23 protein-coding genes and 1 pseudogene are annotated in these 26,726 nt (G+C 61.4%); 9 read left to right on the top strand and 15 right to left on the bottom strand.

Annotation, left to right across the window (positions count from 1 at the left end):
• Positions 1-2 precede the first annotated feature (2 nt).
• The 3 genes from ssuD to ssuE all read right to left on the bottom strand — a co-directional run bounded on the left by ssuD (position 3) and on the right by ssuE (position 2,832).
• Positions 3-1,151, bottom strand: a complete 1,149-nt coding sequence (gene ssuD, locus RGV59_RS04105; protein WP_322246904.1) for an FMNH2-dependent alkanesulfonate monooxygenase — start codon at positions 1,149-1,151, stop codon at positions 3-5.
• A 25-nt stretch (positions 1,152-1,176) separates the two neighbouring features.
• Complete coding sequence (locus RGV59_RS04110; RefSeq protein WP_322246905.1) at positions 1,177-2,145, bottom strand: sulfonate ABC transporter substrate-binding protein; 969 nt, start codon at positions 2,143-2,145, stop codon at positions 1,177-1,179.
• Between the two features lie 93 nt (positions 2,146-2,238).
• Complete coding sequence (ssuE, locus tag RGV59_RS04115; RefSeq protein WP_017845090.1) at positions 2,239-2,832, bottom strand: NADPH-dependent FMN reductase; 594 nt, start codon at positions 2,830-2,832, stop codon at positions 2,239-2,241.
• A gap of 257 nt (positions 2,833-3,089) precedes the next feature.
• Between ssuE and RGV59_RS04120 the strand changes: the two genes are divergently transcribed.
• Entirely contained in the window at positions 3,090-4,295 is a 1,206-nt protein-coding gene (locus tag RGV59_RS04120; protein WP_322246906.1) for an ISL3 family transposase, read from the top strand.
• 171 nt (positions 4,296-4,466) lie between these two features.
• Here the strand turns inward: RGV59_RS04120 and RGV59_RS04125 are convergent, their stop codons facing one another.
• The 4 genes from RGV59_RS04125 to argE form a co-directional block, all read right to left on the bottom strand.
• The gene (locus tag RGV59_RS04125) at positions 4,467-5,105 is read right to left on the bottom strand and encodes a peroxiredoxin (protein ID WP_017845091.1); all 639 of its coding nucleotides are present in this window, start codon (positions 5,103-5,105) and stop codon (positions 4,467-4,469) included.
• 276 nt (positions 5,106-5,381) lie between these two features.
• Positions 5,382-6,707 (bottom strand): OprD family porin, encoded by a 1,326-nt coding sequence (locus RGV59_RS04130; protein ID WP_102618905.1) that lies wholly within the window; start codon positions 6,705-6,707, stop codon positions 5,382-5,384.
• 734 nt (positions 6,708-7,441) lie between these two features.
• Positions 7,442-8,740, bottom strand: a complete 1,299-nt coding sequence (gene argA, locus RGV59_RS04135; RefSeq protein ID WP_017845093.1) for an amino-acid N-acetyltransferase — start codon at positions 8,738-8,740, stop codon at positions 7,442-7,444.
• Positions 8,741-8,873: 133 nt separating this feature from the next.
• On the bottom strand, positions 8,874-10,022 hold the full coding sequence (gene argE, locus RGV59_RS04140) for an acetylornithine deacetylase (protein ID WP_322246907.1): 1,149 nt from the start codon (positions 10,020-10,022) through the stop codon (positions 8,874-8,876).
• A 158-nt stretch (positions 10,023-10,180) separates the two neighbouring features.
• Here argE and RGV59_RS04145 point away from each other — a divergent pair, with 158 nt between their 5' ends.
• Positions 10,181-11,548 (top strand): inorganic triphosphatase, encoded by a 1,368-nt coding sequence (locus RGV59_RS04145; protein ID WP_017845095.1) that lies wholly within the window; start codon positions 10,181-10,183, stop codon positions 11,546-11,548.
• A gap of 85 nt (positions 11,549-11,633) precedes the next feature.
• On the opposite strand, the gene RGV59_RS04150 is transcribed toward RGV59_RS04145, so the two are convergent.
• Complete coding sequence (locus RGV59_RS04150; protein ID WP_046381706.1) at positions 11,634-12,104, bottom strand: Lrp/AsnC family transcriptional regulator; 471 nt, start codon at positions 12,102-12,104, stop codon at positions 11,634-11,636.
• 127 nt (positions 12,105-12,231) lie between these two features.
• Here RGV59_RS04150 and RGV59_RS04155 point away from each other — a divergent pair, with 127 nt between their 5' ends.
• The 7 genes from RGV59_RS04155 to RGV59_RS04185 all read left to right on the top strand — a co-directional run bounded on the left by RGV59_RS04155 (position 12,232) and on the right by RGV59_RS04185 (position 18,319).
• Complete coding sequence (locus tag RGV59_RS04155) at positions 12,232-12,570, top strand: hypothetical protein (protein WP_017845097.1); 339 nt, start codon at positions 12,232-12,234, stop codon at positions 12,568-12,570.
• An 80-nt stretch (positions 12,571-12,650) separates the two neighbouring features.
• Entirely contained in the window at positions 12,651-14,333 is a 1,683-nt protein-coding gene (locus RGV59_RS04160) for a GspE/PulE family protein (protein ID WP_322246908.1), read from the top strand.
• 77 nt (positions 14,334-14,410) lie between these two features.
• On the top strand, positions 14,411-15,331 hold the full coding sequence (locus tag RGV59_RS04165; protein ID WP_046381704.1) for an SPFH domain-containing protein: 921 nt from the start codon (positions 14,411-14,413) through the stop codon (positions 15,329-15,331).
• A gap of 10 nt (positions 15,332-15,341) precedes the next feature.
• Entirely contained in the window at positions 15,342-15,788 is a 447-nt protein-coding gene (locus RGV59_RS04170) for an NfeD family protein (RefSeq protein WP_193040287.1), read from the top strand.
• A gap of 69 nt (positions 15,789-15,857) precedes the next feature.
• Positions 15,858-16,172, top strand: a complete 315-nt coding sequence (locus tag RGV59_RS04175; protein ID WP_003176799.1) for a DUF2388 domain-containing protein — start codon at positions 15,858-15,860, stop codon at positions 16,170-16,172.
• Positions 16,173-16,356: 184 nt separating this feature from the next.
• Positions 16,357-17,022: an outer membrane protein gene (locus tag RGV59_RS04180; protein ID WP_046381703.1), complete on the top strand. Its 666-nt coding sequence runs from the start codon at positions 16,357-16,359 to the stop codon at positions 17,020-17,022.
• Positions 17,023-17,179: 157 nt separating this feature from the next.
• Complete coding sequence (locus tag RGV59_RS04185) at positions 17,180-18,319, top strand: DegT/DnrJ/EryC1/StrS family aminotransferase (protein ID WP_017845102.1); 1,140 nt, start codon at positions 17,180-17,182, stop codon at positions 18,317-18,319.
• A 42-nt stretch (positions 18,320-18,361) separates the two neighbouring features.
• On the opposite strand, the gene gcvH is transcribed toward RGV59_RS04185, so the two are convergent.
• From gcvH to pepP, 7 genes and pseudogenes are all read right to left on the bottom strand, one after another.
• A complete protein-coding gene (gcvH, locus tag RGV59_RS04190) occupies positions 18,362-18,745 on the bottom strand; it encodes a glycine cleavage system protein GcvH (protein WP_102618642.1) in 384 nt (127 codons plus the stop codon).
• A gap of 51 nt (positions 18,746-18,796) precedes the next feature.
• The gene (gene gcvT, locus RGV59_RS04195; protein ID WP_322246909.1) at positions 18,797-19,879 is read right to left on the bottom strand and encodes a glycine cleavage system aminomethyltransferase GcvT; all 1,083 of its coding nucleotides are present in this window, start codon (positions 19,877-19,879) and stop codon (positions 18,797-18,799) included.
• A 156-nt stretch (positions 19,880-20,035) separates the two neighbouring features.
• The gene (locus tag RGV59_RS04200) at positions 20,036-21,652 is read right to left on the bottom strand and encodes an iron ABC transporter permease (protein ID WP_322246910.1); all 1,617 of its coding nucleotides are present in this window, start codon (positions 21,650-21,652) and stop codon (positions 20,036-20,038) included.
• Between the two features lie 82 nt (positions 21,653-21,734).
• Positions 21,735-22,738 (bottom strand): annotated as a pseudogene (locus tag RGV59_RS04205) (extracellular solute-binding protein).
• A 158-nt stretch (positions 22,739-22,896) separates the two neighbouring features.
• Positions 22,897-24,114 carry a 2-octaprenyl-3-methyl-6-methoxy-1,4-benzoquinol hydroxylase gene (locus RGV59_RS04210; protein WP_164887041.1) on the bottom strand — a complete coding sequence of 406 codons (1,218 nt, stop codon included), beginning with the start codon at positions 24,112-24,114 and terminating at the stop codon, positions 22,897-22,899.
• Positions 24,115-24,199: 85 nt separating this feature from the next.
• Positions 24,200-25,387 (bottom strand): 2-octaprenyl-6-methoxyphenyl hydroxylase, encoded by a 1,188-nt coding sequence (gene ubiH, locus RGV59_RS04215; protein WP_275958110.1) that lies wholly within the window; start codon positions 25,385-25,387, stop codon positions 24,200-24,202.
• Complete coding sequence (gene pepP / locus RGV59_RS04220; RefSeq protein WP_102618638.1) at positions 25,384-26,706, bottom strand: Xaa-Pro aminopeptidase; 1,323 nt, start codon at positions 26,704-26,706, stop codon at positions 25,384-25,386. The genes ubiH and pepP overlap by 4 nt, the downstream gene beginning before the upstream one ends.
• Positions 26,707-26,726 lie beyond the last annotated feature (20 nt).

Here is a 26,726-nt window from a genome sequence, read left to right on the forward strand (position 1 = left end):
CCTCAGCTCTGTGACGCCGCTTTGGGAAGGATGTCGTTGGCGACCATCTCGCCGAACGGGCTCACGTACCCGGCACTTTTCGGCAACTCGGGACGTTCGATATCCAGGTGCGGGAACAGCAACTCGGCGACGCGATACGATTCTTCCAGGTGTGGATAACCGGAGAAGATAAAGGTGTCGATGCCCAGCGCCGCGTATTCCTTGACCCGCGCCGCGACCGTCGGGCCATCGCCCACCAGCGCGGTGCCGGCCCCGCCGCGCACCAGGCCGACGCCGGCCCACAGGTTGGGGCTGACTTCGAGGTTGTCGCGGCTGCCGCCATGCAAGGCCGCCATGCGCTGCTGGCCGACCGAATCAAAGCGCGCCAGCGAGGCCTGGGCACGGGCGATGGTGTCGTCGTCCAGGTGCGAGATCAGTTTGTCGGCGGCTTTCCAGGCTTCATCGTTGGTTTCGCGCACGATCACATGCAGACGAATGCCGAAGCGCACCGTGCGCCCGAGTTTCGCGGCCTTGGCCCGCACCTCTTCGATTTTTTCCGCGACCGCGGCCGGTGGCTCGCCCCAGGTCAGCACCATGTCCACCTGTTCGGCCGCCAGGTCCTGCGCGGCTTCGGAGGAACCGCCGAAATACAGCGGCGGACGCGGTTGCTGGATCGGCGGGTAAAGCAATTTGGCGCCTTTGACGCTGATGTGTTCGCCATCGTAATCCACGGTTTCGCCTTCCAGCACACGACGCCAGATGCGGGTGAACTCCACCGAGGCCTGGTAGCGCTCCTCGTGAGTGAGGAACAGACCGTCGCCGGCCAATTCTTCCGGGTCACCGCCGGTCACCAGGTTGAACAGCGCACGGCCGCCGGACAGGCGATCGAGGGTCGCGGCCTGACGCGCGGCCACCGTCGGCGAAATGATCCCGGGGCGCAGCGCGACCAGGAACTTCAGACGCTGGGTCACCGGGATCAGCGAAGCGGCCACCAGCCACGAGTCTTCGCAGGAACGCCCGGTGGGGATCAACACCCCGCCGAAGCCAAGGCGGTCGGCCGCCTGGGCCACTTGCTGCAGATAACCGTGGTCGACGGCGCGAGCGCCTTCGGCGGTGCCAAGGTAATGACCGTCGCCATGGGTAGGCAGGAACCAGAAAATAGTGAGGCTCATGGAGTTGTCTCCTGAAGAAGGCGGATTACGGTGCGTTGGCCACGACGGCAGGTGGCGTCCAGATCACGTCCTTGATGCTCAAGGGTTTGGGGATCAATTTGAGTTGGTAGAAGCTGTCGGCAATCTTCTGCTGGGCGGCGACCACCGCCGGGGTCAGGAACAGCGCGCCATAGCCCTGGCGTTTCACCGAGGTCAGGGTGATGTCAGCCGGCAGGCCGAGCAGCGGCGCGACTTGCTCGGTGACTTGCTGCGGGTTGGCCTTGGACCACTCGCCCACCGCGCGCACTTCTTCCACCAGCGCCTTGATCACTTCGGGGTGTTTTTCGGCGTAGGGCCTGGTGGCCAGGTAGAACTGATGGTTGTCGGCAATCCCGCTGCCGTCACGCAAGGTGCGGGCTTGCAGTTGTTTCTCGGCGGCGGCCTGGTACGGGTCCCAGATGACCCAGGCGTCTACGCTGCCACGCTCGAACGCGGCACGCGCATCGGCGGGCGGCAGGAACACGGTCTGCACATCGGTGTATTTCAGGCCGGCATCTTCCAGGGCCCGCACCAGCAGGTAGTGAACGTTGGAGCCCTTGTTGAGCACGACTTTCTTGCCCTTGAGCTCGGCCACCGATTTGATCGGCGAGTCCTTCGGCAGCAGGATCGCTTCACTGGTCGGCGCCGGCGGTTCGTAGGCCACGTAGAGCAGATCGGCACCGGCGGCCTGGGCGAATACCGGCGGGGTTTCGCCAGTGACGCCAAAGTCGATCGAGCCGACATTCAGGCCTTCGAGCAATTGCGGGCCGCCCGGGAACTCGGTCCACTGCACCTGCACACCGTCGGCGGCCAGGCGCTTTTCCAGGGTGCCCTTGGCCTTGAGCAGCACCAGGGTGCCGTATTTCTGATAGCCGATCCGCAGGGTTTCGGCAGCGTGGGCTTGAACAATGGCGCCGAAGGACACAGCCGCAGCAAACAGTGCGACCAGACCACGACGCAAGATGACAGTGAGCATGGCGCTCTCTCCAAAAATGCGATTGGGGGGTTGGCTGCACCTGCTTGGCCGTTGGCGGCTGAGTAAGGTGAGTACTTCGTGAATCGGTAAGGCTTAAATGCTCCAGCGAGCACTCAACAAACGTTCATTCAACACATGCGGGTCCAACGGTTTCGGGCGACGGGCCATGGCGGCGTAGAAGGTTTCCAGGGCCTCGCTCAAGCGTTGTTCGAGGACCGGCACCAGTTGCGCCTGGGCACTGCCTTCGCCGTAAGCGATCTGGCTGTCTTCGGCAAAGATCCCGTGGAGCAATTCCTGGGCTTTGAGCGCCGACAGCACCGGCTTCAATGCGTAGTCCACCGCCAGCATGTGGGCGATGCTGCCGCCGGTGGCGATGGGCAATACCACCTTGTGGGCCAGGGCGCGTTCGGGCAGCAGGTCGAGCACGGTTTTCAGCGCGCCCGAGAACGAGGCCTTGTACACCGGCGTGGCGATCACCAGGCCGTCGGCATTGGCCACTTGTTGCAACAAGTCGATGACTTTGGGGCTGTCGAAGCGCGCATGCAGCAAGTCTTCGGCCGGGAAGTCCCGTATCTGATAACTCACCACTTCCACGCCCTGCTGTTGCAGCCACTGACGGGTTTTATCCAGCAAGACCCCGGAGCGGGAACGCTGGCTGGGACTGCCTCCAAGTGTTACGACCAGCATGTAGGAAATTCCTTTAGCAAGTGTCGGCGGTTCGCTGTGTGGCGATGGCGCCAAGATGGAACAGACCATATCAGCAGATTTATATATCTATAAATCTTATTTTTTCATTTGTTTATTCCTTAAAAGAATAAGCAATCCATCAATCGCCAGGCGAAAAAAAAGGTTCTTCACGGAATCCCGGGAAACACAGAAACAAGAACGCCGATTTGATGGATGATGTTCGTGCGAGCAAACACATCTAAAAAACCGGCGTTCTTATGCGCGATATTAATACTTTCCTTCCTTTTTGGGAGGGCTTTTCTGTCGTTGCGATCAAACCTGACGGCGATGCCCTTCAAATCGATCTGATCCCCCAGGCCACGCGATTTCCCACCTGTGGTGGCTGCCAAAAGCTCTGTTCAACAACTCATGAGTACTGCGATCGAGTCGTGCGTGACTTGCCGATTCTCGGTCGCGCAGTCCGCCTCAACGTGCAGCTCAGGCGTGTTAGTTGCCGTGATTGTGGCAAGCGCATGGAGGTCGTCAGTTGGCTGGATCGCTATGCCCGCATGACGCGCCGGCTGGCAGAGGCCGTTATTCAAGCCTGCGAACGCCTTCCTACACTGCATGTTGCGCAAATGTTCGGGCTGCACTGGGACACCGTTCGGTTGCTGGAGCGGCGCGCTCTGCAAGCGGCGTTGAGTGCCTTACCCAAGGCCCAGCCACGGCGCTTGATAATGGACGAGTTCGCGTTATTCAAAGGTCATCGCTACGCCAGCGTGGTGTTGGACGCTGATACTCGGCGAGTGCTTTGGATCGGCGAAGGCCGTAGCCGAGCGGCAGTCAGACCGTTTTTCGAAGAGCTGGGGCCAGAAGGGTGCGCCCGAATTGAAGCGGTAGCGATGGACATGAACACGGCTTATGACCTGGAAGTTCGCCAACACTGCCCAAAAGCACGGGTGATTTATGACCTTTTCCATGTGGTCGCCAAATATGGCCGAGAAGTGATTGATCGTGTTCGCGTTGACGAGGCGAACCGATTGCGCCATGACAAGCCCGCTCGAAAGATCATAAAGCAAGCGCGATGGTTGCTATTGCGTAACCCGGAGAACCTGAAAAAGCCGGAACAGCAGGTTCATTTACAGGATCTGCTGGCCGCTAACCAATCGTTAATGACGGTCTACTTGATGAAGGCCGAGCTCAAAATGCTCTGGGCGCCGAGCGATGCCTGGGACTGGAGATCAGCCTGGAAGCAGTGGCTGCGTCATGCTCAAGAAAGCGAAATACCCGCACTGATCCAGTTCGCAAAGCGACTAAAGGGCTACTGGCGGGGCATCGTGAGCCAGGTACGCTGGCCAATGCACACTGGTCAGTTGGAAGGAATAAACAATCGAATAAAGGTCATCAAACGAATGGCGTACGGTTACCGGGACAGCGAATTCTTTTTCATGAAGATCAAGAGCGTCTTTCCCGGCAATCCGTGAAGAACCAAAAAAAGGCCGTCGAAACGGCCTCAAAACCCCTGCCATGTGAGTACACAGCGTCTATCTGTAGGAGCGAGCCTGCTCGCGAAAACCGTCAACGATGACGCAGGCTTTCTGGATGTCCGCAGTAACCGCGCATGCTTCGCGAGCAGGCTCGCGCCTACAGGTAATTCAGCGATTGGGTTGCGGTGTCAGCCGCAGATATGGCTTCACCGCCCGATACCCTTTGGGAAAGCGTTTCTTGATTTCTTCCTCGTCCTTGAGCGACGGCACGATCACCACCTCATCGCCGTCCTGCCAGTTGGCGGGCGTGGCGACTTTGTAGTTGTCGGTCAGTTGCAACGAGTCGATAACCCGCAGGATTTCATGGAAGTTGCGCCCGGTGCTGGCCGGGTAGGTGATCGTCAGGCGGATCTTCTTGTGCGGGTCGATCACGAACAAGGAACGCACGGTGAGGGTGTCACTGGCGTTCGGGTGGATCAGGTCGTAGAGGTCCGAGACCTTGCGGTCGGCGTCGGCCAGGATCGGGAAGTTGACGAGCGTGTTCTGGGTTTCGTTGATGTCTTCGATCCACTTGAGGTGCGAGTCCACCGGGTCTACCGACAGGGCGATGGCCTTGACGCCACGCTTGGCGAATTCGTCCTTGAGCTTTGCGGTGAAGCCCAGCTCGGTGGTGCATACCGGCGTGAAGTCCGCCGGGTGGGAAAACAGCACACCCCAGCTGTCGCCCAGCCACTCGTGGAAACGAATCTTGCCGGCGCTGGAATCCTGTTCGAAGTCGGGGGCGATGTCGCCCAGTCTTAGGCTCATGGTGTGGCTCCTGGTGAATGCTTATGGAGCCCACTGTGCATGGATTACGGATTATTTAAAAAGAATAAATATCGATTTATCTAGACGATATAGGAATATTAAAAATGTGTTCACTGGACCTTGGAGCAGGCGAGAGTCAACATTCGTTTCAAGGTTCGAGAAGGCCTTGAGACGCTGTAAAAAAGAGGGGGTCAGGAAGGGCTTGCGGGGGTTGAGCCCGACTTGATTGAACGTGAGAAAAACCTCGCGGTAACGCGAGGTTTTCCTTATCCAGCCTTACAAGAAGCTGTAGGAGTAGCTGAAGATCAGGCGTGTCTGATCCTGGTCCTGGATACCAGTGCCGCTGCCACGGTACGCACCGTGCCGCAGAGTGGTGCCAAAACCTTTGAGCGCGCCGGCCTGAATGGTGTAGTCGATACGCATATCGCGTTCCCACTCGGACTGATCACTGCCACCGCCCACGGCTTTGATGTTGTCGCCGTGCAAGTAGGCAATCGAGGTTCGCAGACCTGGAACACCCAGTGCAGCGAAGTCGTAAGAGTACTGACCGAAGGTGGTGTTTTCACCCGCGCGGACGAAGGAGTTGATCATGCTGTCGGTGAACAGGTAGAAGCTCGACCCGCCGGCACCTTCGTTACGACCATTACCATCCACAACGCTACCCTGGTTCACCCAGACGAAACCACCGTCATCGTTGACACGCTGGTGACCGAGCATAACGGCGCTGCCACCCAGGGTGTAGGTGAACATGGCGCTCCAGGTCTTGTTATCAACTTCGCCGGCGTTCTTCGCGTAACCACCGTTGTTGTTGAAGCGATAGCCGGCCTGACCGTTCTTGCCATCAGAACTGCTGTCGAAGTAGCGCAGGTCGGTCTTGAAGGACTGACCTTCGCTGATCGGGTATACGTGCAACAGGCCCAGGAAGTGCTGCTTATAGTAGTCTTCGAGGTTTGCGTAGTAGTACTGCAGGGTCAAGTCTTTGGTGACCTTCCAATCAGCGCCACCAAAACGGAACTTATTGCTTTCCTCGGTACCGCCATTGACGGCCAGGCCAGTGCTGTTGGTTGAAGCACGACCAGTGGCATGTTCGAGTTGACCGGCGTTGAAGGTCACATTGTCGATTTCTTTGGAAGTGACAGTGCCGCCTTCAAAGGTTTGCGGCAACAAACGACCGTCGCTGGCGATCAGGATTGGAAGGTTCGGCGACAGCGCACCACCCAGGTGTGCTTCAGTCTTGGAGAAGCGGGCCTTGGCGTTAGCACTCGCACTGCTCCAGTTGCTTACGGCAGACCCATCGGAGTCACTTGGAACGAAGGAGTTGTTGTTTGGGTGATGGCCCCGACCACCATCCAGGTGAATACCTACCAATGCCTGGGCGTCGATACCAAAACCAACGACACCTTGAGTGAAGCCGGACTTGTAATCGAACTTCAGGCCGGTGGCTGTTTCGCGTTGATCAGCACCGCCATCACGCTGATCGTTATCGAAATACAAGGTACGCGAGCTGACACTGGCCTTACTGTCTTCAATGAAACCGGCTGCTGCAGCTTGCTGGGCGATTGCCGCCAACGCTATAGCCAACGCCAATGTGGACTTCTTCATGTACCGCTCCTCTCATTTCTAATTTTTGTATTTCTTTGGTCCTGGGTCTAACGCCCGAGATCCACAGATGCGCGATTAGCGCCAGATAGTGACTACCAAGTCAATCGTAACCTTGTGTGTCTACTACCTTCGTCTAATCGCAGTTTGTTTGGTCCCTGCAGGGTAATGAATTTTTCATACACCCAAAAAGAATTATTTCATTCTTTTTCATACGCTTTTGGAATAAGCCTCTGCATGAAACAAGACGCGTCAGCATAGACGAACCTTTGCATAAGCTAATTTCTAAAAGGCATTTCTTGATCGCTTTTTAGATCTTTTTAGCTGAACGCACCGTCATATACGTCACCCAGGATCAAAAAGGCGACGTCATCATGGCCAAACGCCCATCTTCCCGTCAATTTGTTACAGTTTTTGTATCGCTAATATTTCATGCCGGCGTGAGAGCCGCCGATCGAGCCGTCTGGCAGCGAAAGCTTCGCGCAATTTATCCCTCTACGCCTTGATCGTATCGGCTCAAAATCAAGAATCCTTAAACTTTAGTAGGGGGCACGGGTGGCACGATGACGCACCCCGGGGGTTGATCGGCCACGTCATCGCTACGCCCTTCGCCCGTGGGACGTACCGATCTTCGAAGTGACAAGCTGGTTTGGCGGCGAACGCATCACCTCGGGTTAACGCAACGACCGAGGCCTGCATCGCAGGCAAACCAGCTCAGAGGCTGGGAGGGCGGGGTGTTACAGGGCCTTCTCGAAAATCTTCGAGTTACGCTGATAGTTGTACAGCGATGCCCGCGCCGAAGGCAGGCGATCCACGCTGCTGGGCACAAAGCCGCGCTCGCGGAACCAGTGCGCCGTGCGCGTGGTGAGCACGAACAGGGTCTTCAACCCCTGCGCCCGGGCGCGCGCCTCGATGCGCTCGAGCAGTTCATCGCCGCGCCTGCCGTGGCGATACTCCGGGTTGACTGCCAGGCACGCCAGCTCCCCCGCGTCCGAATCGGCGATCTGATACAGCGCCGCGCAGGCGATGATCATGCCTTCGCGTTCGACCACGCTGAACTGCTCGATCTCACGCTCCAGTACTTCCCGCGAACGGCGTACCAGGATGCCCTGCTCTTCCAGCGGGCTGATCAGGTCGAGCAAGCCGCCGACGTCTTCGATCGCCGCCTCGCGCACCAGCTCGAATTGTTCCTGGGCCACCAGCGTACCGCCGCCATCACGGGTGAACAGTTCGGTGAGCAGCGCACCGTCTTCGACATAGCTGACGATATGGCTGCGGCCTACCCCGCCCCGGCAAGCTTCGGCAGCCGCATCGAGCAATTCAGCCTGGTAGTTGCTGCCCAGGCGTTGCAGGTGCGCCGGCACTTGTTGCGGGCGCAGTTCACGCACCAGGCGGCCATTTTCATCGATCAAGCCAGGATCGGCACCGAACAGCAGCAACTTATCGGCGGCCAGGTCGATGGCGGCGCGGGTGGCGACGTCTTCGCAGGCCAGGTTGAAGATCTCGCCGGTGGGCGAATACCCCAGGGGCGACAGCAGCACGATGGAGCGCTCGTCCAGCAGGCGGTTGATGCCTTTGCGGTCGACCCGACGCACTTCGCCGGTGTGGTGGAAGTCCACGCCTTCGAGCACGCCGATCGGGCGTGCCGTCACCAGGTTGCCGCTGGCCACGCGCAAGCGCGAGCCCTGCATCGGCGACGAGGCCATGTCCATCGACAGGCGCGCTTCAATGGCGATGCGCAGATGGCCGACCGCATCGATCACACACTCCAGCGTGGCGGCATCGGTGATGCGCAGGCCGTTGTGGTAAACCGGGTTGAGCCCGCGCGCTTCAAGGCGCGCTTCAATCTGTGGGCGCGAACCGTGGACCAGCACCAGTCGCACTCCCAGGCTGTGGAGCAGCACCAGGTCGTGGACGATATTGCCGAAGTTCGGATGATCCACACCGTCGCCGGGCAGCATGACCACAAAGGTGCAGTCGCGGTGGGCGTTGATGTAGGGCGAAGCGTGACGAAGCCAATTGACGTAGTCGGGCATGGAACCTGGGCCTGTAATAAAAAGCAGCCGAAAAAGGATGAGTCGTGAAAACGCACAGCAGGCTGATGGTTATCGTCGGAACAGGCTTGGCAACACGCTCGCTCTCCTTATGTACGCATGGGCAGGGATTAATTTATGCAGGTGTCAGGCAGTAATGTTCGATCAGTTCCCGCAATAGACGCACTGTAGGCGTCAAGCGTGACATTTCGAGGTACTCGCCCGGCTGGTGGGCGCAGGCAATATCGCCAGGGCCAAGCACCAGGGTTTCACAACCAAGGCGCTGAAGATAAGGCGCTTCGGTGCCGAACGCTACTGCTTCGGCGCGATGACCGGTCAATCGTTCGGCGACCCGCACCAGCTCTGCGTCTTCGGCCTGCTCGAACGGCGGCACTTCGGCGAACAGCGGCGCATAGTCGATCTTCACCTTATGGCGCTCGGCCACTGGTTCGAGTTTCTGCCGGATCGCCGCGCGCAGCACCTGCGGGTCCATGCCGGGCAAGGGCCGCAGGTCGAACTCCAGAGAACACTGGCCGCAGATGCGGTTGGGGTTATCGCCGCCGTGGATGCAACCGAAATTCAGGGTCGGTTGCGGCACGCTGAACTGCGGGTTGCGGTACTCGCGCTGCCAGGCCAGGCGCAGGCCGCGCAGTTCGCCGATGGCGTCGTGCATGGCTTCCAGCGCGCTGTGGCCCAGGCGCGGGTCCGACGAATGACCGCTGCGGCCGAGGATGTCGATGCGCTCCATCATCACACCTTTGTGCAGGCGGATCGGCTTGAGGCCCGTCGGCTCGCCGATCACCGCCGCACGCCCCAGCGGACGCCCGGCCGCCGCCAATGCACGGGCGCCGGACATCGAGCTTTCTTCATCGCAGGTGGCAAGGATCAGCAACGGCTGCTTGAACGGTTGGTCGAGCAACGGCAACACCGCTTCGATGGCCAGCGCGAAAAAACCCTTCATGTCGCAGCTGCCCAATCCTACCCAGCGACCGTCGACTTCCGTCAACTTGAGCGGGTCGGTCTTCCACAGCGCGGCGTCATACGGCACGGTATCGCTATGACCGGCCAACACCAGGCCGCCGGGGCCCGTGCCGAAACTGGCGAGCAGGTTGAACTTGCCAGGGCTGACGGGCTGGATGTCGATGGCGAAGCCCAGATCGCCCAGCCAGCCGGCGAGCAGGTTGATCACCGGGCGGTTGCTCTGGTCGAGAGACGCTTGGGTGCAACTGACCGACGGTGTGGCAATCAAGGCGGCGAATTGCTCTTTCATGGACGGTAACGGCATGCGCGGTCTCCCTACTTCCCGGATGAACCTCACTATAGAGGCATCTGCACGACACAATAAACCGTTGCGGCGCGTTGCCGGGCTCAGTCCTGTACACTGCACGACCTTGGCAGCCACTCTTTTTCCCGGCTGCGCTCCCGATCCTGGATTTTCCGGCCATGCAGAAAGAAACCGAAATCAAGCTCCGCGTCAGCCGCGAAACACTCGCCGCGCTGCGTGAGCACCCGCTACTGAAAAAACGCAACAAAAGTGGCTGGGAACGCCGTGAGTTGATGAACCAGTACTTCGACACCCCCGAGCGCGACCTGGCCAAGGCCAAAGTCGCCCTGCGTTTGCGCAAGGACGGTGACGACATTATCCAGACCCTCAAGACCCGCGGCCAAAGCGTCGCCGGCTTGTCGGAACGTAACGAATACAACTGGGAATTGCCCAAAGCCAAGCTCGACGTGAAGAAACTCGACGGCGAATGCTGGCCCGAGGAACTCGCCGAGCTGGACAAAAAGACCCTCAAGCCGATCTTCACCACCGACTTCGTGCGCGAACGCGCCGAAATCGCCTGGGGCCGGGGCAAAGCCAAAGTGGTGATCGAAGCCGCACTGGACCTGGGCCATGTAGTAGCCGGCAAGCAGAAAGAAGAAATCTGCGAGCTGGAACTGGAACTGCGCGAAGGCGAACCGGCCGCCCTGCTGGAACTGGCCGCCGAACTGGCCGCCACCCTGGCACTGATGCCATGCGACATCAGCAAGGCCGAACGCGGCTACCGCCTGTATGACGCCAGCAGCTACTCCCTGAGCCTGCCGGCGCCGCAACTGCACGCCGAAATGCCGTTGGACGACGCCTTCGCCGCGATCATGTGGCACCTGCTGGGCAGCAGCCAGCGCCTGGCCGAGCAATACCGTTTCAATGGCCACTGGCGCCTGTTGCAGGACTGGGTCGACAACCTCGGCGAACTGCGCGCCCTGCTCGGCAGCCTCGGCCAGGCCGCGCCGCGTCAATCCACCAGCGAACTGCGCAGCGCACTCGATGCCCTGCTGGAAGACTGGCGCCCGCTGGTCCAGGCCGGTGACGACGATGAAGACATTCGCAAAGCCGCGCCGGAGCAATTCGCCGAAGAATTGACCGACGTGCGTTGGGGCCTGTTCTCGCTGAACACCTCCCGCTGGTTGCTGAACCGCACCTGGACCGCCGACCGCAACGTGCGCGGTAACCGTCAGGGCGCCGCGCAAATCACCAACTGGTTGCCACGCCTGCTGGCCGAAGACGCCGTCGCCCTGCAACTGCCGCGCTATCAGCAGCAACCGGAAGACCTCGCCGAGCAACTGCCGCGCATCGAGCGCATCCAGGCCTGGCTGCACCATGCACGCCAGGTGGTGGACATTGCGGAACTCGACCGCCTGTACGGCGAGCTGAACAAGCTGGCGCAACTGGCCAACCAGCCGATCACCGATGAATCGCTGGATGCGCGCATGCATCAGGCGATCGCGGTGTATCAGAACCGTGCATGGAAGACCCTGCTGCGTCTGTGACCCCGCTTTCGAAAGCAACCCCCTCCCACATTTGCAATGCATTCCAAATGTGGGAGGGGGCTTGCCCCCGATGAGGCCAGCCCTGTCAGCCCAATACTGGCAAGCTAGTGGTGGACTTGATCTCCGACAACGCCACGATCGAATTGACCTCCTGAATCCCCGGCACCATCGACAACTTCTCGAAGAAAAACCGCTCGTAAGCCTCGATGTCCGACGTGACAATGCGCAGCAGAAAATCCACCGCCCCCATCAACACATAACACTCCAACACTTCCGGAAAACCGCGGATCGCCTCGGTGAACTCGGTGAAGTTGGAACGCCCGTGGGCATTGAGTTTGACCTCGGCAAAAATCTGCGTATTGAGGCCGATCTTCTTGCGGTCCAGCAGCGTGACCTGGCTGCGGATCACGCCCTCGTCCTTCAGCCGTTGGATACGCCGCCAGCATGGCGATTGAGACAGGCCGACCTGCTCGGCGATCTGCGCGCTGGAGAGCGAGGCGTCCTCCTGCAGCAGGGCCAGGATACGGCGGTCATAGACGTCCAGCTCGCTGCGCATAGAAATACCTTTAATACGGGTTGTCTTGAATTGATTTGTGCATCTATCGACGAATCAGGCTCATCTTAGATAAGAAATCTCCTTTCGCGAATGTAAGAATTTCTCCAATCGAATCTGGAGAGTCCGCATGCACGCCGTCGAAACCACCTGCCCTGTCACCCGCGTCGATGCGTGGGCCGTCGACAGTGCCCATTGCCAGGCCCATTACCAGATCGTCGCCGAGGCCGAACCCGATGTGCTGTGCCGGGTGCTCAACTATTTCGCGCTGCAGTTCCTGACGCCGCGCCAGGTCAGTGTGAATCGCCAGGACGATGTGCTGACCGTGGATATCGTGATGGATGGCGTGAGCTGGCACCGAGCCCAGGTGATCGGTGAAAAGATTCGAAACCTGATCAGCGTGTGCTCGCTGGAGATGTGGTCGGCTGATTCCGTGCGGCCTCAGGCGCTGGCGGCCGGCGCCCAGTAAAAGCCTGCAATACACGCGCAAGGCAGCGGGTCAGGGGCTGACTAGCCTGGGAATACACCCGGCCCCCCAGGAAAGCCTCAATGTCCGTTGACCAGCGATTGGAATTGCCCCCGTTGTTACCGGCCCTGGTCGAGCAGGGCGTGATCACCCTCGATGTGGCCCGGCGCTTGTCGACGCTGCCGGCCAGCCACACTCAGCATCCCCTGGAATGCATCGCGACCCAGGGGCCTTGCCTGGAAACCCTGACGCAATGGCTGGCGCGGCACAGCGGGCAGCCTTACCTGCGTATCGACCCGCTGAAGATCGATGTGGCGACGGTGGTGCCACTGATGTCCCACGCCTTCGCCCAGCGCCACGGCATTCTTGCGGTGGCCGTGGATGCGCAGAGCGTCACGGTCGCCAGTGCCGAGCCTTACGTCACTGCCTGGGAAGCCGGGTTGGCGCAGGTGCTCAAGCGTTCGATCAAACGCGTGGTCGCCAACCCACAGGCCATCCAGCGCTGCATCGGCGAGTTTTATCGCCTGGCGAAGTCCGTCAGCGGCGCCGATCAAACAACGCCCGCGCCGGCACATTTCGAGTTGCTCAACCTCGGCGCCGGCGACCAGGCGCCGGACGCCAACGACGCGCATATCGTCAATATCGTCGACTGGCTGTTGCAGTACGCGTTCGGCCAGCGGGCCAGCGATATCCATATCGAGCCATGTCGCGAGCAGGGCCGCGTGCGTTTTCGCATCGACGGGCTGCTGCATGACGTCTACCAGTTTCCGCCCCAGGTCACGATGGCGGTGGTCAGCCGCCTGAAAAGCCTGGGCCGGATGAACGTGGCAGAAAAACGCAAACCGCAGGACGGGCGGGTCAAGACCAAAAGCCCGGCGGGCGCGGAAGTGGAATTGCGCCTTTCAACCTTGCCCACGGCGTTCGGCGAGAAACTGGTGATGCGGATTTTCGACCCCCAGGTACTGCTCAAGGACTTCGACCAGCTTGGCCTGTCGGCCCAGGACCAGCAGCGCTGGCACAGCCTGACCCGCCAGAGCCACGGCATCATCCTGGTCACCGGCCCTACCGGCTCCGGCAAGACCAGCACCCTCTATACCACCCTCAAGCGCCTGGCGAGCCGCGAGGTCAACCTGTGTACGGTGGAAGACCCGATCGAGATGGTCGAGCCGGCATTCAACCAGATGCAGGTGCAGCACAATATCGACCTGAGCTTCGCCAGCGGCATTCGCGCACTGCTGCGCCAGGACCCGGACATCATCATGATCGGCGAGATCCGCGACCAGGAAACCGCCGAGATGGCGATCCAGGCCGCGCTGACCGGGCATCTGGTGCTGTCGACCCTGCACACCAACGATGCGCCGAGTGCGATCAGCCGATTGCAGGAACTGGGCATTGCTTATTATTTGATCAAGGCCACACTACTGGGAGTGATGGCGCAGCGCTTGGTGCGACTCTTGTGCCCACGCTGCAAACGCACAACCGGCGGCAACGACACTGAAGCCATCGGGTGCGCGGAGTGTCGTGACAGCGGTTATCGCGGGCGCGCCGGGGTCTACGAAATCATGGTGCTGGACGACGCGCTCAAGTCGCTGATCTCCCCCGGCACCGACGTGCAGGCCTTGCGCCGGGCGGCGCTCCAGCAAGGGATGTGCAGCCTGCGAATGGCTGGCATGCACAAGGTCGAAGCCGGGTTGACCAGCCTGGCGGAAATCTTGCGCGCCACGCCTGGGGATTCAGAAACAAATCCGTTGGCTGTCGGGCGGTGAAACCCTTCTTATCGCAGACAACCCCGTTACAATCGGCCGAACGTCGTTTCACTGACATCTTCAGATAGGGAATCGCTATGCAGATCGGAACCGTACTGCTTCTTTTCGTGGGATTGGCCATCGCCATCCTGTTCATGGGCTTCAAAGTGGTGCCCCAGGGCTATCAGTGGACGGTCGAGCGCTTCGGTCGCTACACCAACACGCTCAAGCCCGGCCTCAACATCATCATCCCGGTCATGGACCGCATCGGTCGCAAGATCAACGTGATGGAAAGCGTGCTGGATATCCCGCCCCAGGAAGTGATCACCGCCGACAACGCCACCGTGCAGATCGACGCCGTGTGCTTCTTCCAGGTGGTCAACACCGCCCAGGCCGCCTATGAGGTGAACAACCTCGAACACGCCATCCGCAACCTGTTGCAGACCAATATCCGTACCGTACTCGGTTCCATGGAACTGGATGCGATGCTCAGCCAACGTGACGGCATCAACGAAAAACTGCTGCGCACCGTCGACGAAGCCACGGCGCCGTGGGGCATCAAGATCACCCGGATCGAGATCAAGGACATCAGCCCGCCCGCGGACCTGATGGCCGCCATGTCGGGCCAGATGAAAGCCGAGCGGATCAAGCGCGCACAGATCCTCGAAGCCGAGGGCCTGCGGGCATCGGCGATCCTGACCGCCGAAGGCAAGAAGCAGGCGCAGATCCTCGAAGCCGAAGGCGGACGCCAAGCCGCGTTCCTGGAGTCCGAAGCCCGCGAACGTCAAGCCGAGGCTGAGGCCCGCGCCACCCAGGTAGTGTCCGAAGCGATCGCCACCGGTAACGTGCAGGCCATCAACTACTTCGTCGCCCAGAAATACATCGACGCGCTGGGCAAACTGGCTTCGGCCAACAACAGCAAGGTGATCCTCATGCCGCTGGAAGCCAGCCAGGTGATCGGCGCTGTCGGCGGTATCGGCGAAATCGTCAAAGCGACTTTCGACAACAAGAAAGGCTGAGGCCATCGCCATGTGGGATTTCCTGCAGCATCTTTCGTTTTGGGACTGGCTGGCACTGGGCACGGTGCTGCTGATTCTTGAAGTGTTCGGCGCCGGCGGCTACCTGTTGTGGATGGGGATCGCCGCGGCCGCCGTGGGCGTGATCAAGTTCCTGGTACCGCCGCTCGGGCTGGAATGGCAACTGCTGCTGTTCGCCGTGTTGTCGATATTGACGGCGGTGTACTGGTGGAAACGCCAGCGCAGCAGCGCCAAGGCCAGCGACCAACCGGGGCTCAATGAGCGCGGTTCAGAGTTGATCGGCCACACGTTTGTCGTGCATCAGGCGATTGTGGATGGTCGCGGCAAGATAAAAGTCGGTGATGGCGTGTGGATCGTGACCGGCCCGGACACCCCCGTAGGCACTCATGTATGCGTGGTTGCACAGGAGGGGACGGTTTTGCAGGTTGAAACTGTTTAGTCAGTGATGGAACTCGATTGGGCTAACTAGAATCATAGAGTACAGATAACCCACCCGGAGTCACCCGCCATGCGTCTCAAATATGCTGTCGCCACCCTCGCTGTGCTTTCCCTACCTGTCGGCTCAGCCATGGCCGATAGCTTCTGGCGTAATGTCATCTCGTCGGGCGCCACGACCGGCTCGACGTACCTGACCTTCAAGGACCACAAGCTGGTGGTTGCCGCCCAAGACGACGCAGGCAGCTTCGTTGCCAGCGACGGCGGCATCCGCGGCCCGTACCTGGAAGCCGCCATGCAGAAAGTCCGCGCCGATAACCCTGGCCTCCAGGCCACGGACATGGAATTGGCCAACGCCATCCTCGCGAAAAACGCTGTCACCGAGTAATCCTCGCCCCATAAAGAATGCCGCTTCCCAGCGGCATTTTTTTTTGATCATTTCCTACAGTCATCGCCCCCGGGCACTACGCAGATAGTCTATTTTTTCCAGCCGCGGGCAGAGAAGTCCTGTCGAGCCCTCAAGAGCCAGGCAACAAGCTAAGGGTTCCTTTTCCATCGAGCGAATCCCTTCCATGCAAAAACTCGCCTACGCGCTGCTGTTCTCTGTGTTCTTTACCCCCCATGCCCATGCAGAAAACGGGTACGGATCGTTGAAGCTCAACCACGCCCGTCAGAACCTCTCCAGCGCCCTGCTGACCAGCCCACGCGTCACCGAGCGGGTGGAGGCGCCCGACAGCAGCAAGTCAATCGTCGCCTCTTTCGCCGTGGGTTATGCGTTTGCCGATGGCTGGCGCTTGGAAGGGGAATACACCATGCCGAAGCATTCGACCTTCAAGTCCTACTGGGCGCCCTTCAATGCCAACGTCAACAGCCAACAGGTCCACAGCCAGCGCTTGATGCTCAATGGCTACAAGGACATCCCACTCAATGATTGGCTGTCGTTTTACGGTATGGCCGGCGTGGGGGTGGCGCGGATCGACGCCGAGGGCTACCAGACCAACGAGACCCGGCGCTTTGCCAGCCACCGCCAGCACAATTTCGCCTACAGCGTCGGCATGGGGCTGGAGGCCAAGGTCAGCGAACAACTCACCCTCGGCGCGGGTTACCGTTACACCGCCATGGGCGATGTGGAAACCGGCTACAACACCTTCGCCAACCGCGTGAACGCACGCGATGAGCAGCTCAAAGGCAAGCTCAAAGAGCAGAATATGTTTCTGGAAGCGCGCGTTTCCTTCTGACTCGCAGCAAAAAATGCCGCGCTCGATGCGGCATTTTTCACCGTTTGGGTGACGTTTCGTTCACAGAAGACAGGCTATATTCAGTCACGCCGTGCAACCATGCCGGTACTGATATGCCTTCTCTCATCGTCTATCTGAAACGGATGCCTTCGTCGTCATGAGCCAACAGCCCTTTCTGCCATTTTCCAAACCTACCATTGATGAAGCCACCATCTCGGCGGTCGGTGATGTACTGCGTTCAGGCTGGATCACCAGCGGGCCGAAAGTGCAGGCGTTCGAAGCGCAACTGTCGGAATACTTTGGCGGGCGACCGGTACGCACCTTCAACTCGGGCACCTGCACCATGGAGATCGCCTTGCGCATCGCCGGTATCGGGCCTGGCGATGAAGTCATCACCACCCCGATCTCCTGGGTTGCCACGGCCAACGTGATTCTGGAAGTCGGCGCTACGCCGGTGTTTGCCGATATCGACCCGGTAACCCGCAATATCGACCTGGCCCAGGTCGAAGCGGCCATCACCCCGCGCACCAAGGCGATCATCCCGGTATACCTGGCCGGCCTGCCGCTGGATATGCCGATGCTTTACGCACTGGCCAACAAGTACAACCTGCGTATCGTTGAAGATGCCGCCCAGGCCCTGGGTTCGAGCTGGGACGGTGAGCGGATCGGCGCCACCGGCGACTTCGTGTCGTTCAGCTTCCAGGCAAACAAGAACATCACCTCTTCCGAGGGCGGCTGCCTGGTGCTGAACAACGCCGACGAAGCACGCCTGGCAGAGAAGTACCGCTTGCAGGGCGTGACCCGCACCGGCTTCGACGGCCTCGACGTGGATGTGCTGGGCGGCAAGTTCAACATGACCGACATCGCCGCCGCCATCGGCCTGGGGCAATTTGCCCATATCCAGGAGATCACCGCCCATCGCCAGAACCTGGCGCGGCACTACTTCAAGTGCTTCGGCAGTGATTTTGAAGAGCAATACGGTGCGCAACTGCCACCGGCGGATTTCGAAAACAGCAACTGGCACCTGTTCCAGCTGGTCCTGCCGGAGCGCCAGGACGGGCTGCCGGCCCGCGCCACATTCATGGAGCAGATGCAGGCCCACGGCGTCGGCATTGGCTATCACTACCCGCCGATCCACCTGTTGAGCCTGTATCGGGCACGCGGGTTCAAGGAAGGCATGTTCCCTGTAGCGGAGCGTGTTGGGCGTTTGATCGTGTCGTTGCCGATGTTCACAGCAATGACAGAGGCAGATGTGGAACGCTCGGTAGCGGCGGTGAAGGCCGTGCTGAAGCGCTGAAAGGCTGTTGCAGGAGCCGGATGACCGGCTCCTGCAGCGGGATCACTCGCCGATGGCGGCTTTGTAGCCGGCGGCATCGAGCAGTTTTTCCAGGTCGGCCGGGGTGCTGGGCTTGAGCTTGAAGATCCAGGCGCCGTAAGGGTCGCTGTTCAACAACTCAGGGCTGCCGCTCAGTTCCTCGTTAACAGCAATCACTTCGCCAGCAACTGGCGAGTAGATGTCCGAAGCCGCTTTAACCGACTCCACGACACCCGCCGCGTCCCCCGCCGCAAACGCTTTGCCGATTTCGGCCAGCTCAACAAACACCACATCACCCAAGGCTTCCTGGGCATGGTCGGAGATGCCGACGGTCACAGTGCCGTCAGCTTCCAAACGGGCCCATTCGTGACTTTCGGCATAACGCAGGCCGGCAGGGATATCGCTCATAGTCTATGTCCTCAAGAAGAAATGTCAGCGGCCACAGGCCTGCCGGAATAGTTAGATCAAGGTTTTACCATGGCGCACGAAGGTCGGTTTGACCACTCGAACCGGATACCACTTGCCGCGGATCTCCACTTCGGCCCGATCGGCAGTCGCCGTCGGTACACGCGCCAAAGCAATGGATTTACTCAGCGTAGGAGAGAAACTACCACTGGTGATCTCCCCTTCGCCAACATTGGCGATACGAACCACCTGGTGAGCGCGTAAAACCCCACGTTCTTCCAGTACCAAACCGACCAATTTGGTCTGCACCCCGGCCGCCAGTTCGGCTTCCAGCGCGGCGCGGCCGATGAAACGGCGCTCGGCCGGTTCCCAGGCAATGCTCCAGGCCATGTTGGCCGCCAGGGGCGAAACGTCCTGGTGGATATCCTGGCCATACAGGTTCATGCCGGCTTCCAGGCGCAGGGTGTCGCGGGCGCCGAGGCCGATGGGGGAAATCCCCGCGCCCACCAGGTCGTTGAAAAAACCCGGGGCCTGATCGGCCGGCAGGACAATTTCCAGGCCGTCTTCGCCGGTGTAGCCGGTGCGGGCGATAAACCAGTCGCCATCGGCCTGGCCTTCGAAGGGCTTGAGCTGGTGGATCAGGGTGCCACGCGACTGGGTCACCAGTTCGGCGATTTTCTGCCGGGCGTGGGGGCCCTGGATAGCGAGCATGGCCAGTTCGGAGCGCTCGTGCAGTTGCACCGGGTAAGAGCCCAACTGCGCCTGCATCCAGGCCATGTCCTGGTCACGGGTGGCGGCGTTGACCACCAGCCGATAACCGACTTCGGTACGGTAGACGATCATGTCGTCCACCACCCCGCCGTGCTCGTTGAGCATGGCGCTGTACAACGCACGGCCGCAGCCGTGCAAACGGTCGACGTCATTGGCCAGCAGGTACTGGAGCCATTCCTTGGCCTGGGGGCCGGTGACATCGATCACGGTCATATGAGATACATCGAACACCCCGCAGTCGCGTCGCACCTGATGGTGTTCTTCAACTTGCGAGCCATAGTGCAGAGGCATATCCCAACCGCCAAAATCGACCATTTTCGCGCCGAGGGCGAGATGCAGGTCATACAAAGGCGTGCGCTGTCCCATGGGTTTCTCCTTCCGGGCTTGGCGAAGGTACGCAAGGCTGCAGGATGGGCTTAACCCCTTGAATCAAAGGGCCTGCAGCCACATCCGACGAGCCGGTCCGAAACACGGAGCGTACCGAATGCCGCGCATTGTAGCCTCAAGCCGTAGGACTGGCACCTAACCGATTTGCCGAGCGGAACGTCGTATCAGCCCGACCACCGGCAACAGGCCCACCAGCACCAAGGTCAAGGCCGGCAATGACGCCCGCGCCCACTCCCCTTCACTGGTCATCTCAAAGATCCGCACCGCCAGGGTGTCCCAGCCAAACGGGCGCATCAGCAGGGTCGCCGGCATTTCCTTGAGCACATCGACGAACACCAGCAACGCTGCGCTCAGGGTGCCCGGCAGCAACAGCGGAAGATACACTTTGCAAAACAGTCGTGGACCGCTCACCCCAAGACTGCGCGCCGCTTCGGGCAACGATGGACGGATACGCGCCAGGCTGTTTTCCAGCGGCCCGTAAGCCACCGCCAGGAAACGCACCAGATACGCCAGCACCAATGCCGCCAAGCTGCCCAGCAACAAAGGCTTGCCCGCGCCACCGAGCCAGCCCGACAACGGCACCACCAGCTCACGATCCAGGTAGCTGAACGCCAACATGATCGACACCGCCAGTACCGAGCCCGGCAACGCATACCCGACGCTGGCCAGGCTGATGCCGGAACGAATTGCCCGGGTCGGCGCCAGGCGGTTGGCGAAGGCCAGTATCAGGGCCACGCTGACCGTGACCAGCGCCGCGATACCGCCCAGGTACAGGGTGTGGACGATCAGGCCGGTATAGCGCTCGTCCAGATCGAAACGGCCGCGCTGCCAAAACCAGGCGAGCAGTTGCAGCATCGGAATGACAAAGGCACAGGCAAACACCAGGCCGCACCAACCACTGGCCGCCGCCGCCTTCCAGCCGCGCAGGTGATACAGCGCCTTGCCGCGCGGCCGCTCATTGCTCGGCCGACTGGCACCGCGGGCACGACGCTCGCCGTAGAGCACCAGCATCACCACCAGCAGCAACAGGCTGGCCAGCTGGGCCGCGCTGGACAGGCTGAAAAAGCCGTACCAGGTCTTGTAGATCGCGGTGGTGAAGGTATCGAAGTTGAACACCGAGACCGCACCGAAATCCGCCAGGGTCTCCATCAGCGCCAGGGCCACGCCGGCGCCAATCGCCGGCCGCGCCATGGGCAGGGCCACGCGCCAGAAGGCTTGCCAGGGCGATTGCCCCAGCACGCGCGCCGCTTCCATCAAGCCCTTGCCCTGGGCCAGGAACGCCGTGCGTGCCAGCAGGTAGACGTAGGGATAGAACACCAGCACCAACACAATGACCACCCCACCGGTGGAACGCACGCGGGGCAGGCGCACGCCGCTGCCGAACGCGTCACGCAGCAGGGTTTGCACCGGCCCCGAGAAGTCCAGCAGGCCGACAAACACAAACGCCAGCACATACGCCGGGATCGCGAACGGCAGCATCAGCGCCCAGTCGAGCCAGCGCCGCCCGGGAAATTCGCAGAGGCTGGTCAGCCACGCCAGGCTCACACCCAGCAAGGTCACGCCGACGCCGACGCCGAGCACCAGGGTCAAGGTATTGCCCAGCAGGCGCGGCATCTGGGTTTCCCACAGATGGGACCAGATCTGCGCGTCGATGCTTTGCCAGGACAGCAACAGCACGCTCAGCGGCAGCAACACCAGGGCGGCGACGCTGAAGACCGGCAGGTACCAGCGGCGTTGGGCGAGGTGGGCCAAGAGCAAATTCCCTGGGAATGGATGATCTACAGACAGACACAAAACAGTGTGGGAGGGAGCAAGCCCCCTCCCACCTACACATTCAGTTCCAGCCGGCCCGATCCATCAGGCGAATCGCCTCGGCCTGGCGCTTGCCCGCCACTTCCACCGGCAAGGTGTCCGCCACGAACTTGCCCCAACTGGCCACTTCAGCCGACGGCGCCACCGTCGGGTTGGCCGGGAACTCCTGGTTTATGTCGGCAAAAATCTTCTGCGCCTCAGGCGTGGTCATCCACTCCACCAGCGCCTTGGCTGCTTCCGGGTGCGGCGCGTATTTGGTCAGGCCGATGCCGGACAGGTTCACATGCACGCCACGGTCGCCCTGGTTCGGCCAGAACAGCTTCACCGCCAGATTCGGCTTCTGCTTGTGCAGGCGGCCGTAGTAGTAAGTGTTGACGATGCCCACGTCACACTGCCCGGCGTTGATCGCTTCGAGCACGGCGATGTCGTCGGAGAACACATCGGTGGACAGGTTATTGACCCAGCCCTTGATGATTTCTTCGGTCTTGGCCGCGCCATGGGTTTCGATCAGGGTGGCGGTCAGCGACTGGTTGTAGACCTTTTTGCCGTGCGCAGGCACAGGCGGCCTTCCCATTGTTTGTCGGCCAGGGCTTCGTAGGTGGTCAGCTCGCCTGGCTTCACCCGGTCGGTGGAATAGGCGAGGGTCCGCGCACGCAGGCTCAAACCGGTCCAGGCGTGGGCGGACGAGCGGTATTGCAGCGGAATATTGGCGTCGATCACCTTGGAGGTGAACGGTTGCAGGATGCCCATCTGCTCGGCCTGCCAGAGGTTGCCGGCGTCGACGGTGAGCAGCAGGTCGGCGGTGGCGTTCTCGCCCTCGGCCTTGATGCGCTGCATCAGCGGGGCTTCCTTGTCGGTGATGAACTTCACCTGCACCCCGGTTTTCTGGGTGTAGGCGTCGAACACCGGCTTGATCAGTTCGTCGATGCGCGAGGAGTAGACCACGACTTCGTCGGCCGCCTGCACGGTGGTGCTGCCGATGAGGGTGAGTGCCAGGGCAGTCAGGAGGCGCTTGGGTGCCGACATGGGTGCGGTCTCTCGTGAACAAAAGAGTACAAATGATAAGGACTCACATTTAGCATCTCAATCACTCACTCGAATGAGGCGTTACGAGATGTTGCAAGGCCGCGTTCTGCAGTGCGACGTATCGCCTCATCGCGGGCAGGCCCGGGCTGCCGGGTGTGTCAGGGCCTGGCCAGTTCCGGCAGATCCCCGCTCAAGCCAAGGGCCTGGCGCACGAAGATCGCCTTGGCTTCCGGCATCTGGTCGACCACCTTCAAGCCGGCATTGCGCAGCCAACGCAACGGCAACTGGTCGGCCTGGAACAAGCGCTCGAAACCTTCCATCGCCGCCATCAGCGCCAGGTTGTGCGGCATGCGCCGACGCTCGTAACGGCTCAGCACTTTCACATCCGCCAGGCGTTCACCGCGTTCGCTCGCCGATAACAGCACCTCGGCCAGCACGGCCGCATCGAGAAAACCGAGGTTCACCCCCTGCCCCGCCAATGGATGGATCACGTGGGCCGCATCGCCGATCAACGCCAGGCCTTCGGCCACATAACGTTTGGCGTGGCGCTGGCGCAGCGGCACACACACACGCGGGTCGGCGCTGAGCACCGTGCCCAGGCGCCCTTCGAAGGCACGTTCCAGCTCACGGCAGAAGTTTTCCTCATCCAACGCCATCAGGCGCGCGGACTCAGCCGGCGTGGTCGACCAGACGATCGAACACCAGTCCTCCTGCCCATCCCGCACCAGCGGCAAAAACGCCAGCGGGCCAGTGTCGGTAAAGCGTTGCCAGGCGGTGCGCCGGTGCGGTTGACTGCTGCGCACGCTGGTGACGATAGCGTTGTGCAAGTAATCCCATTCGCGGGTCGCGGTGCCGGTCAGACGGCGCACCGCGGAGTTGGCGCCATCGGCAGCGACCACCAGCGGCGCGCGCAGCGTGCGGCCATCGGCCAGGGTCAGCAGCCAGTCATCGCCGGAGCGGCGCATCTGTTCCAGGCGCGCGTTGGCCAGCAGGCCCAGGTCGCAGTCGTGCAGGCGATCGAGCAAGGCATCCTGGACCACGCGGTTTTCGACGATATGCCCGAGCACTTCGGCATGCACGCTGGCCGCCGAAAAATGGATCTGCCCGGTGCCGCTGCCGTCCCACACCTGCATCTCGCCATACGGGCTGGCGCGCCGTGCGACGATGCCATCCCACACGCCAAGGCGCTCAAGGATGCGCTGGCTGGCGGCCGACAAGGCGCTCACCCGCGGCTCGAAAGCCGCGTCAGGCTCGAACGGCTTGACGCTCAGCGGGCTGCCGTCGAGCAGCAGCACCTGCAGGCCACTGCCCTGCAACGCCAGCGCCAGGGCGCTCCCGACCATTCCGGCCCCGACAATCAGCACATCTGCGCGCATATCCATGCTTTAAGCCTGTCTCGCTGGCGGCTTGCGCCGCACGTAAAGGGTTAATCTCATCCCGTCCCGAACGATGTAGTCGCGGCTACGCATCGGGACGCGTGCCCAGGCCCATGGCTTGACGGGCGAACCAGCGTTTCGCCGGCGGCAGCAGGTCGAGGCCCAGCAGGCCCATGTTGCGCCCCAGCGCGACCAGCGGCTGGGCGCTGCCGAACAGGCGCGTGACCTGATCGGAGAAGCCCACGGTCAGCGTTTGATCCATGCGCTGCCGCTCGCGATATGCTCGCAAGGTCGCCAGGTCACCCGGCACCGCCGGCCCGGCCAGCAAGGCCTCGGCCAAGGCATTCGCATCGCGCAGGGACAGGTTGAAGCCCTGCCCGGCAATCGGGTGCAGGCTGTGGGCGGCATTGCCGAGGATCGCCAGGTGCGAGCGCACTTGTTCTTCGGCTTCCACCAGGGTCAGCGGGTACAGATGCCGCGCACCGACCTGCTTCAAGGTGCCCAGGCGGTAGCCGAACACGCCCTGCAATTCACTGAGGAAACTGCGCTCATCCAGGTTGGCCAGGCGCTGGGCGTCCATGCCGGCACGGGTCCAGACCAGCGCGCAGCGGTTGTCCGGCAGCGGCAGCAGGGCCATCGGGCCTTCATCGGTGAAGCGCTCGAAGGCTTCGCCGTTGTGGGCTTCGCTCGGGGTGATATTGGCGATCAGCGCGCTCTGGTTGTACGGGCGGGATTTCACGCCGATCCCCAGTTGCTCGCGCAGGCCGGAGCGACCGCCGTCGGCCAGCACCGCCAGGTCGCACTCCAGCACGGTTTCGTCGTTGAGGGTCAGGCGATAGCCATCGGGCAGCGGCTCCATGCGCGTGACTTCGGCCGGGCAACGCCAGCTGACCACGTCCTTATCCAGGCCTTGCCACAGGCATTGGCCGAGCCAGGCGTTCTCAACCACGTAGCCGAGGGCCGGCACGCCCTCTTCCATGGCGGATAAGCGCGCGGTGGAGAAGCGCCCGCGGTCCGACACATGGATCTGCTTGATCGGCTCGGCGCGGCGGGAGATGGCCTGCCACAGACCCAGACGCTGATAGATCTGCCGCGCGCCATAGGACAGCGCCGAAGAGCGTGCGTCGTAGCTCGGCTGGTAGCTGTCACCCGGTGCGAAGGGTTCGATCAGCAGGATCTTCCAGCCCCGCGCCTTGGCCCCGTCCTGCAGCGCCAACGCCAGGCTCGCGCCCACCAGGCCGCCACCGATAATGGCCAGGTTGACCCGGCTCATCGGGCGGCCGCCATCAACGCTTCGATGTCGGCGACGGTCTTGGGCACGCCGCCGGTCAGAATGTCACAGCCTTGCTTGGTCACTACCACGTCGTCCTCGATGCGTACGCCGATGCCACGCCATTTCTTTGCCACGCTCTGGTTGTCCGGCGAAATATAGATCCCCGGCTCCACGGTCAACGTCATGCCGACTTCCAGCACACGCCATTCACCGCCCACTTTGTACTCGCCGACATCATGCACATCCATCCCCAGCCAATGGCCGGCGCGGTGCATGTAGAATGGTTTGTAGGCTTCGCCGGCGATCAGTTCGTCAACGTCCCCTTGCAGCAACCCCAGCCTCACCAGCCCGGAAGTGATGACCTGCACGGTGGCCTCATGGGCCTGGTTCCAATGCTTGTTCGGTGCAATCTCGGCGAAGGCGGCTTCCTGGGCGGCCAGCACGACTTCATAGATCGCCTGTTGCTCGGGCGAAAACTTGCCGTTGACCGGCCAGGTGCGGGTGATGTCGCTGGCGTAGCAGTCGATCTCGCAACCGGCGTCGATCAGCACCAGGTCGCCGTCCTTGAGCAGCGCGTCATTCTGCTGGTAATGCAGGATGCAACTGTTGCGCCCGGCGGCGACGATGGAGCCATAGGCCGGCATCTTCGCGCCGCCTTTGCGGAACTCGTAATCCAGCTCGGCTTCGAGGCTGAACTCGCGCAAGCCGGCGCGGCTGGCCTGCATGGCCCGCACGTGGGCGGCGCAGGAAATCCGCGCAGCTTCGCGCATCACCTTCACTTCCGCCGCCGATTTATACAGGCGCATATCGTGGAGCAGATGATCCAGGGCAACGAATTCGTTCGGCGGCTGGGCGCCCAGGTGCGCTTTGGAGCGGATAATGTTGATCCACTCCATCAGGTGCCGATCGAACTCGGCATTGCTGCCCATCGCCGAATACACCCGGTCGCGGCCTTCGATCAGGCCGGGCAGGATGTCGTGGATATCGGTGATGGGGAAGGCATCGTCGGCGCCGAAATCACGGATCGCGCCTTCGGTACCGGCGCGCAAGCCGTCCCACAGTTCGCGCTCGGCATTGCGTTCGCGACAGAACAGCACGTACTCGCCGTGCGGGCGACCGGGCATCAGCACGATCACCGCTTCGGGCTCGGGGAAGCCGCTCAGGTACTGGAAATCGCTGTCCTGGCGGTAGACATGTTCGACATCGCGATTGCGGATGGCCACCGCGGCGGCCGGCAGGATCGCGATACTGTTGGGTTCCATCTGCGCCATGAGCGCCTTGCGGCGACGGGTGTATTCCGCTTTCGGGATATGGATCATGGGCAGACGGGCTTCCTTTC

The sequence above is a fragment of the Pseudomonas sp. FG1 genome (genome assembly GCF_034313875.1).
Lineage (GTDB): Bacteria > Pseudomonadota > Gammaproteobacteria > Pseudomonadales > Pseudomonadaceae > Aquipseudomonas > Aquipseudomonas veronii.

What these genes read in the sequence shown, in the direction of transcription:
- pepP (WP_102618638.1), bottom strand. Translation starts at nt 26,706, where the DNA reads ATGATCCATATCCCGAAAGCGGAATACACCCGTCGCCGCAAGGCGCTC.
- RGV59_RS04130 (WP_102618905.1), bottom strand. Translation starts at nt 6,707, where the DNA reads ATGAAGAAGTCCACATTGGCGTTGGCTATAGCGTTGGCGGCAATCGCC.
- argA (WP_017845093.1), bottom strand. Translation starts at nt 8,740, where the DNA reads ATGCCCGACTACGTCAATTGGCTTCGTCACGCTTCGCCCTACATCAAC.
- RGV59_RS04170 (WP_193040287.1), top strand. Translation starts at nt 15,342, where the DNA reads ATGTGGGATTTCCTGCAGCATCTTTCGTTTTGGGACTGGCTGGCACTG.
- RGV59_RS04175 (WP_003176799.1), top strand. Translation starts at nt 15,858, where the DNA reads ATGCGTCTCAAATATGCTGTCGCCACCCTCGCTGTGCTTTCCCTACCT.
- RGV59_RS04160 (WP_322246908.1), top strand. Translation starts at nt 12,651, where the DNA reads ATGTCCGTTGACCAGCGATTGGAATTGCCCCCGTTGTTACCGGCCCTG.
- gcvT (WP_322246909.1), bottom strand. Translation starts at nt 19,879, where the DNA reads ATGGGACAGCGCACGCCTTTGTATGACCTGCATCTCGCCCTCGGCGCG.
- RGV59_RS04120 (WP_322246906.1), top strand. Translation starts at nt 3,090, where the DNA reads ATGCGCGATATTAATACTTTCCTTCCTTTTTGGGAGGGCTTTTCTGTC.
- gcvH (WP_102618642.1), bottom strand. Translation starts at nt 18,745, where the DNA reads ATGAGCGATATCCCTGCCGGCCTGCGTTATGCCGAAAGTCACGAATGG.
- RGV59_RS04165 (WP_046381704.1), top strand. Translation starts at nt 14,411, where the DNA reads ATGCAGATCGGAACCGTACTGCTTCTTTTCGTGGGATTGGCCATCGCC.
- RGV59_RS04150 (WP_046381706.1), bottom strand. Translation starts at nt 12,104, where the DNA reads ATGCGCAGCGAGCTGGACGTCTATGACCGCCGTATCCTGGCCCTGCTG.
- ssuD (WP_322246904.1), bottom strand. Translation starts at nt 1,151, where the DNA reads ATGAGCCTCACTATTTTCTGGTTCCTGCCTACCCATGGCGACGGTCAT.
- RGV59_RS04210 (WP_164887041.1), bottom strand. Translation starts at nt 24,114, where the DNA reads ATGCGCGCAGATGTGCTGATTGTCGGGGCCGGAATGGTCGGGAGCGCC.
- ubiH (WP_275958110.1), bottom strand. Translation starts at nt 25,387, where the DNA reads ATGAGCCGGGTCAACCTGGCCATTATCGGTGGCGGCCTGGTGGGCGCG.
- argE (WP_322246907.1), bottom strand. Translation starts at nt 10,022, where the DNA reads ATGCCGTTACCGTCCATGAAAGAGCAATTCGCCGCCTTGATTGCCACA.
- RGV59_RS04180 (WP_046381703.1), top strand. Translation starts at nt 16,357, where the DNA reads ATGCAAAAACTCGCCTACGCGCTGCTGTTCTCTGTGTTCTTTACCCCC.
- RGV59_RS04145 (WP_017845095.1), top strand. Translation starts at nt 10,181, where the DNA reads ATGCAGAAAGAAACCGAAATCAAGCTCCGCGTCAGCCGCGAAACACTC.
- RGV59_RS04110 (WP_322246905.1), bottom strand. Translation starts at nt 2,145, where the DNA reads ATGCTCACTGTCATCTTGCGTCGTGGTCTGGTCGCACTGTTTGCTGCG.
- RGV59_RS04125 (WP_017845091.1), bottom strand. Translation starts at nt 5,105, where the DNA reads ATGAGCCTAAGACTGGGCGACATCGCCCCCGACTTCGAACAGGATTCC.
- RGV59_RS04155 (WP_017845097.1), top strand. Translation starts at nt 12,232, where the DNA reads ATGCACGCCGTCGAAACCACCTGCCCTGTCACCCGCGTCGATGCGTGG.
- ssuE (WP_017845090.1), bottom strand. Translation starts at nt 2,832, where the DNA reads ATGCTGGTCGTAACACTTGGAGGCAGTCCCAGCCAGCGTTCCCGCTCC.
- RGV59_RS04185 (WP_017845102.1), top strand. Translation starts at nt 17,180, where the DNA reads ATGAGCCAACAGCCCTTTCTGCCATTTTCCAAACCTACCATTGATGAA.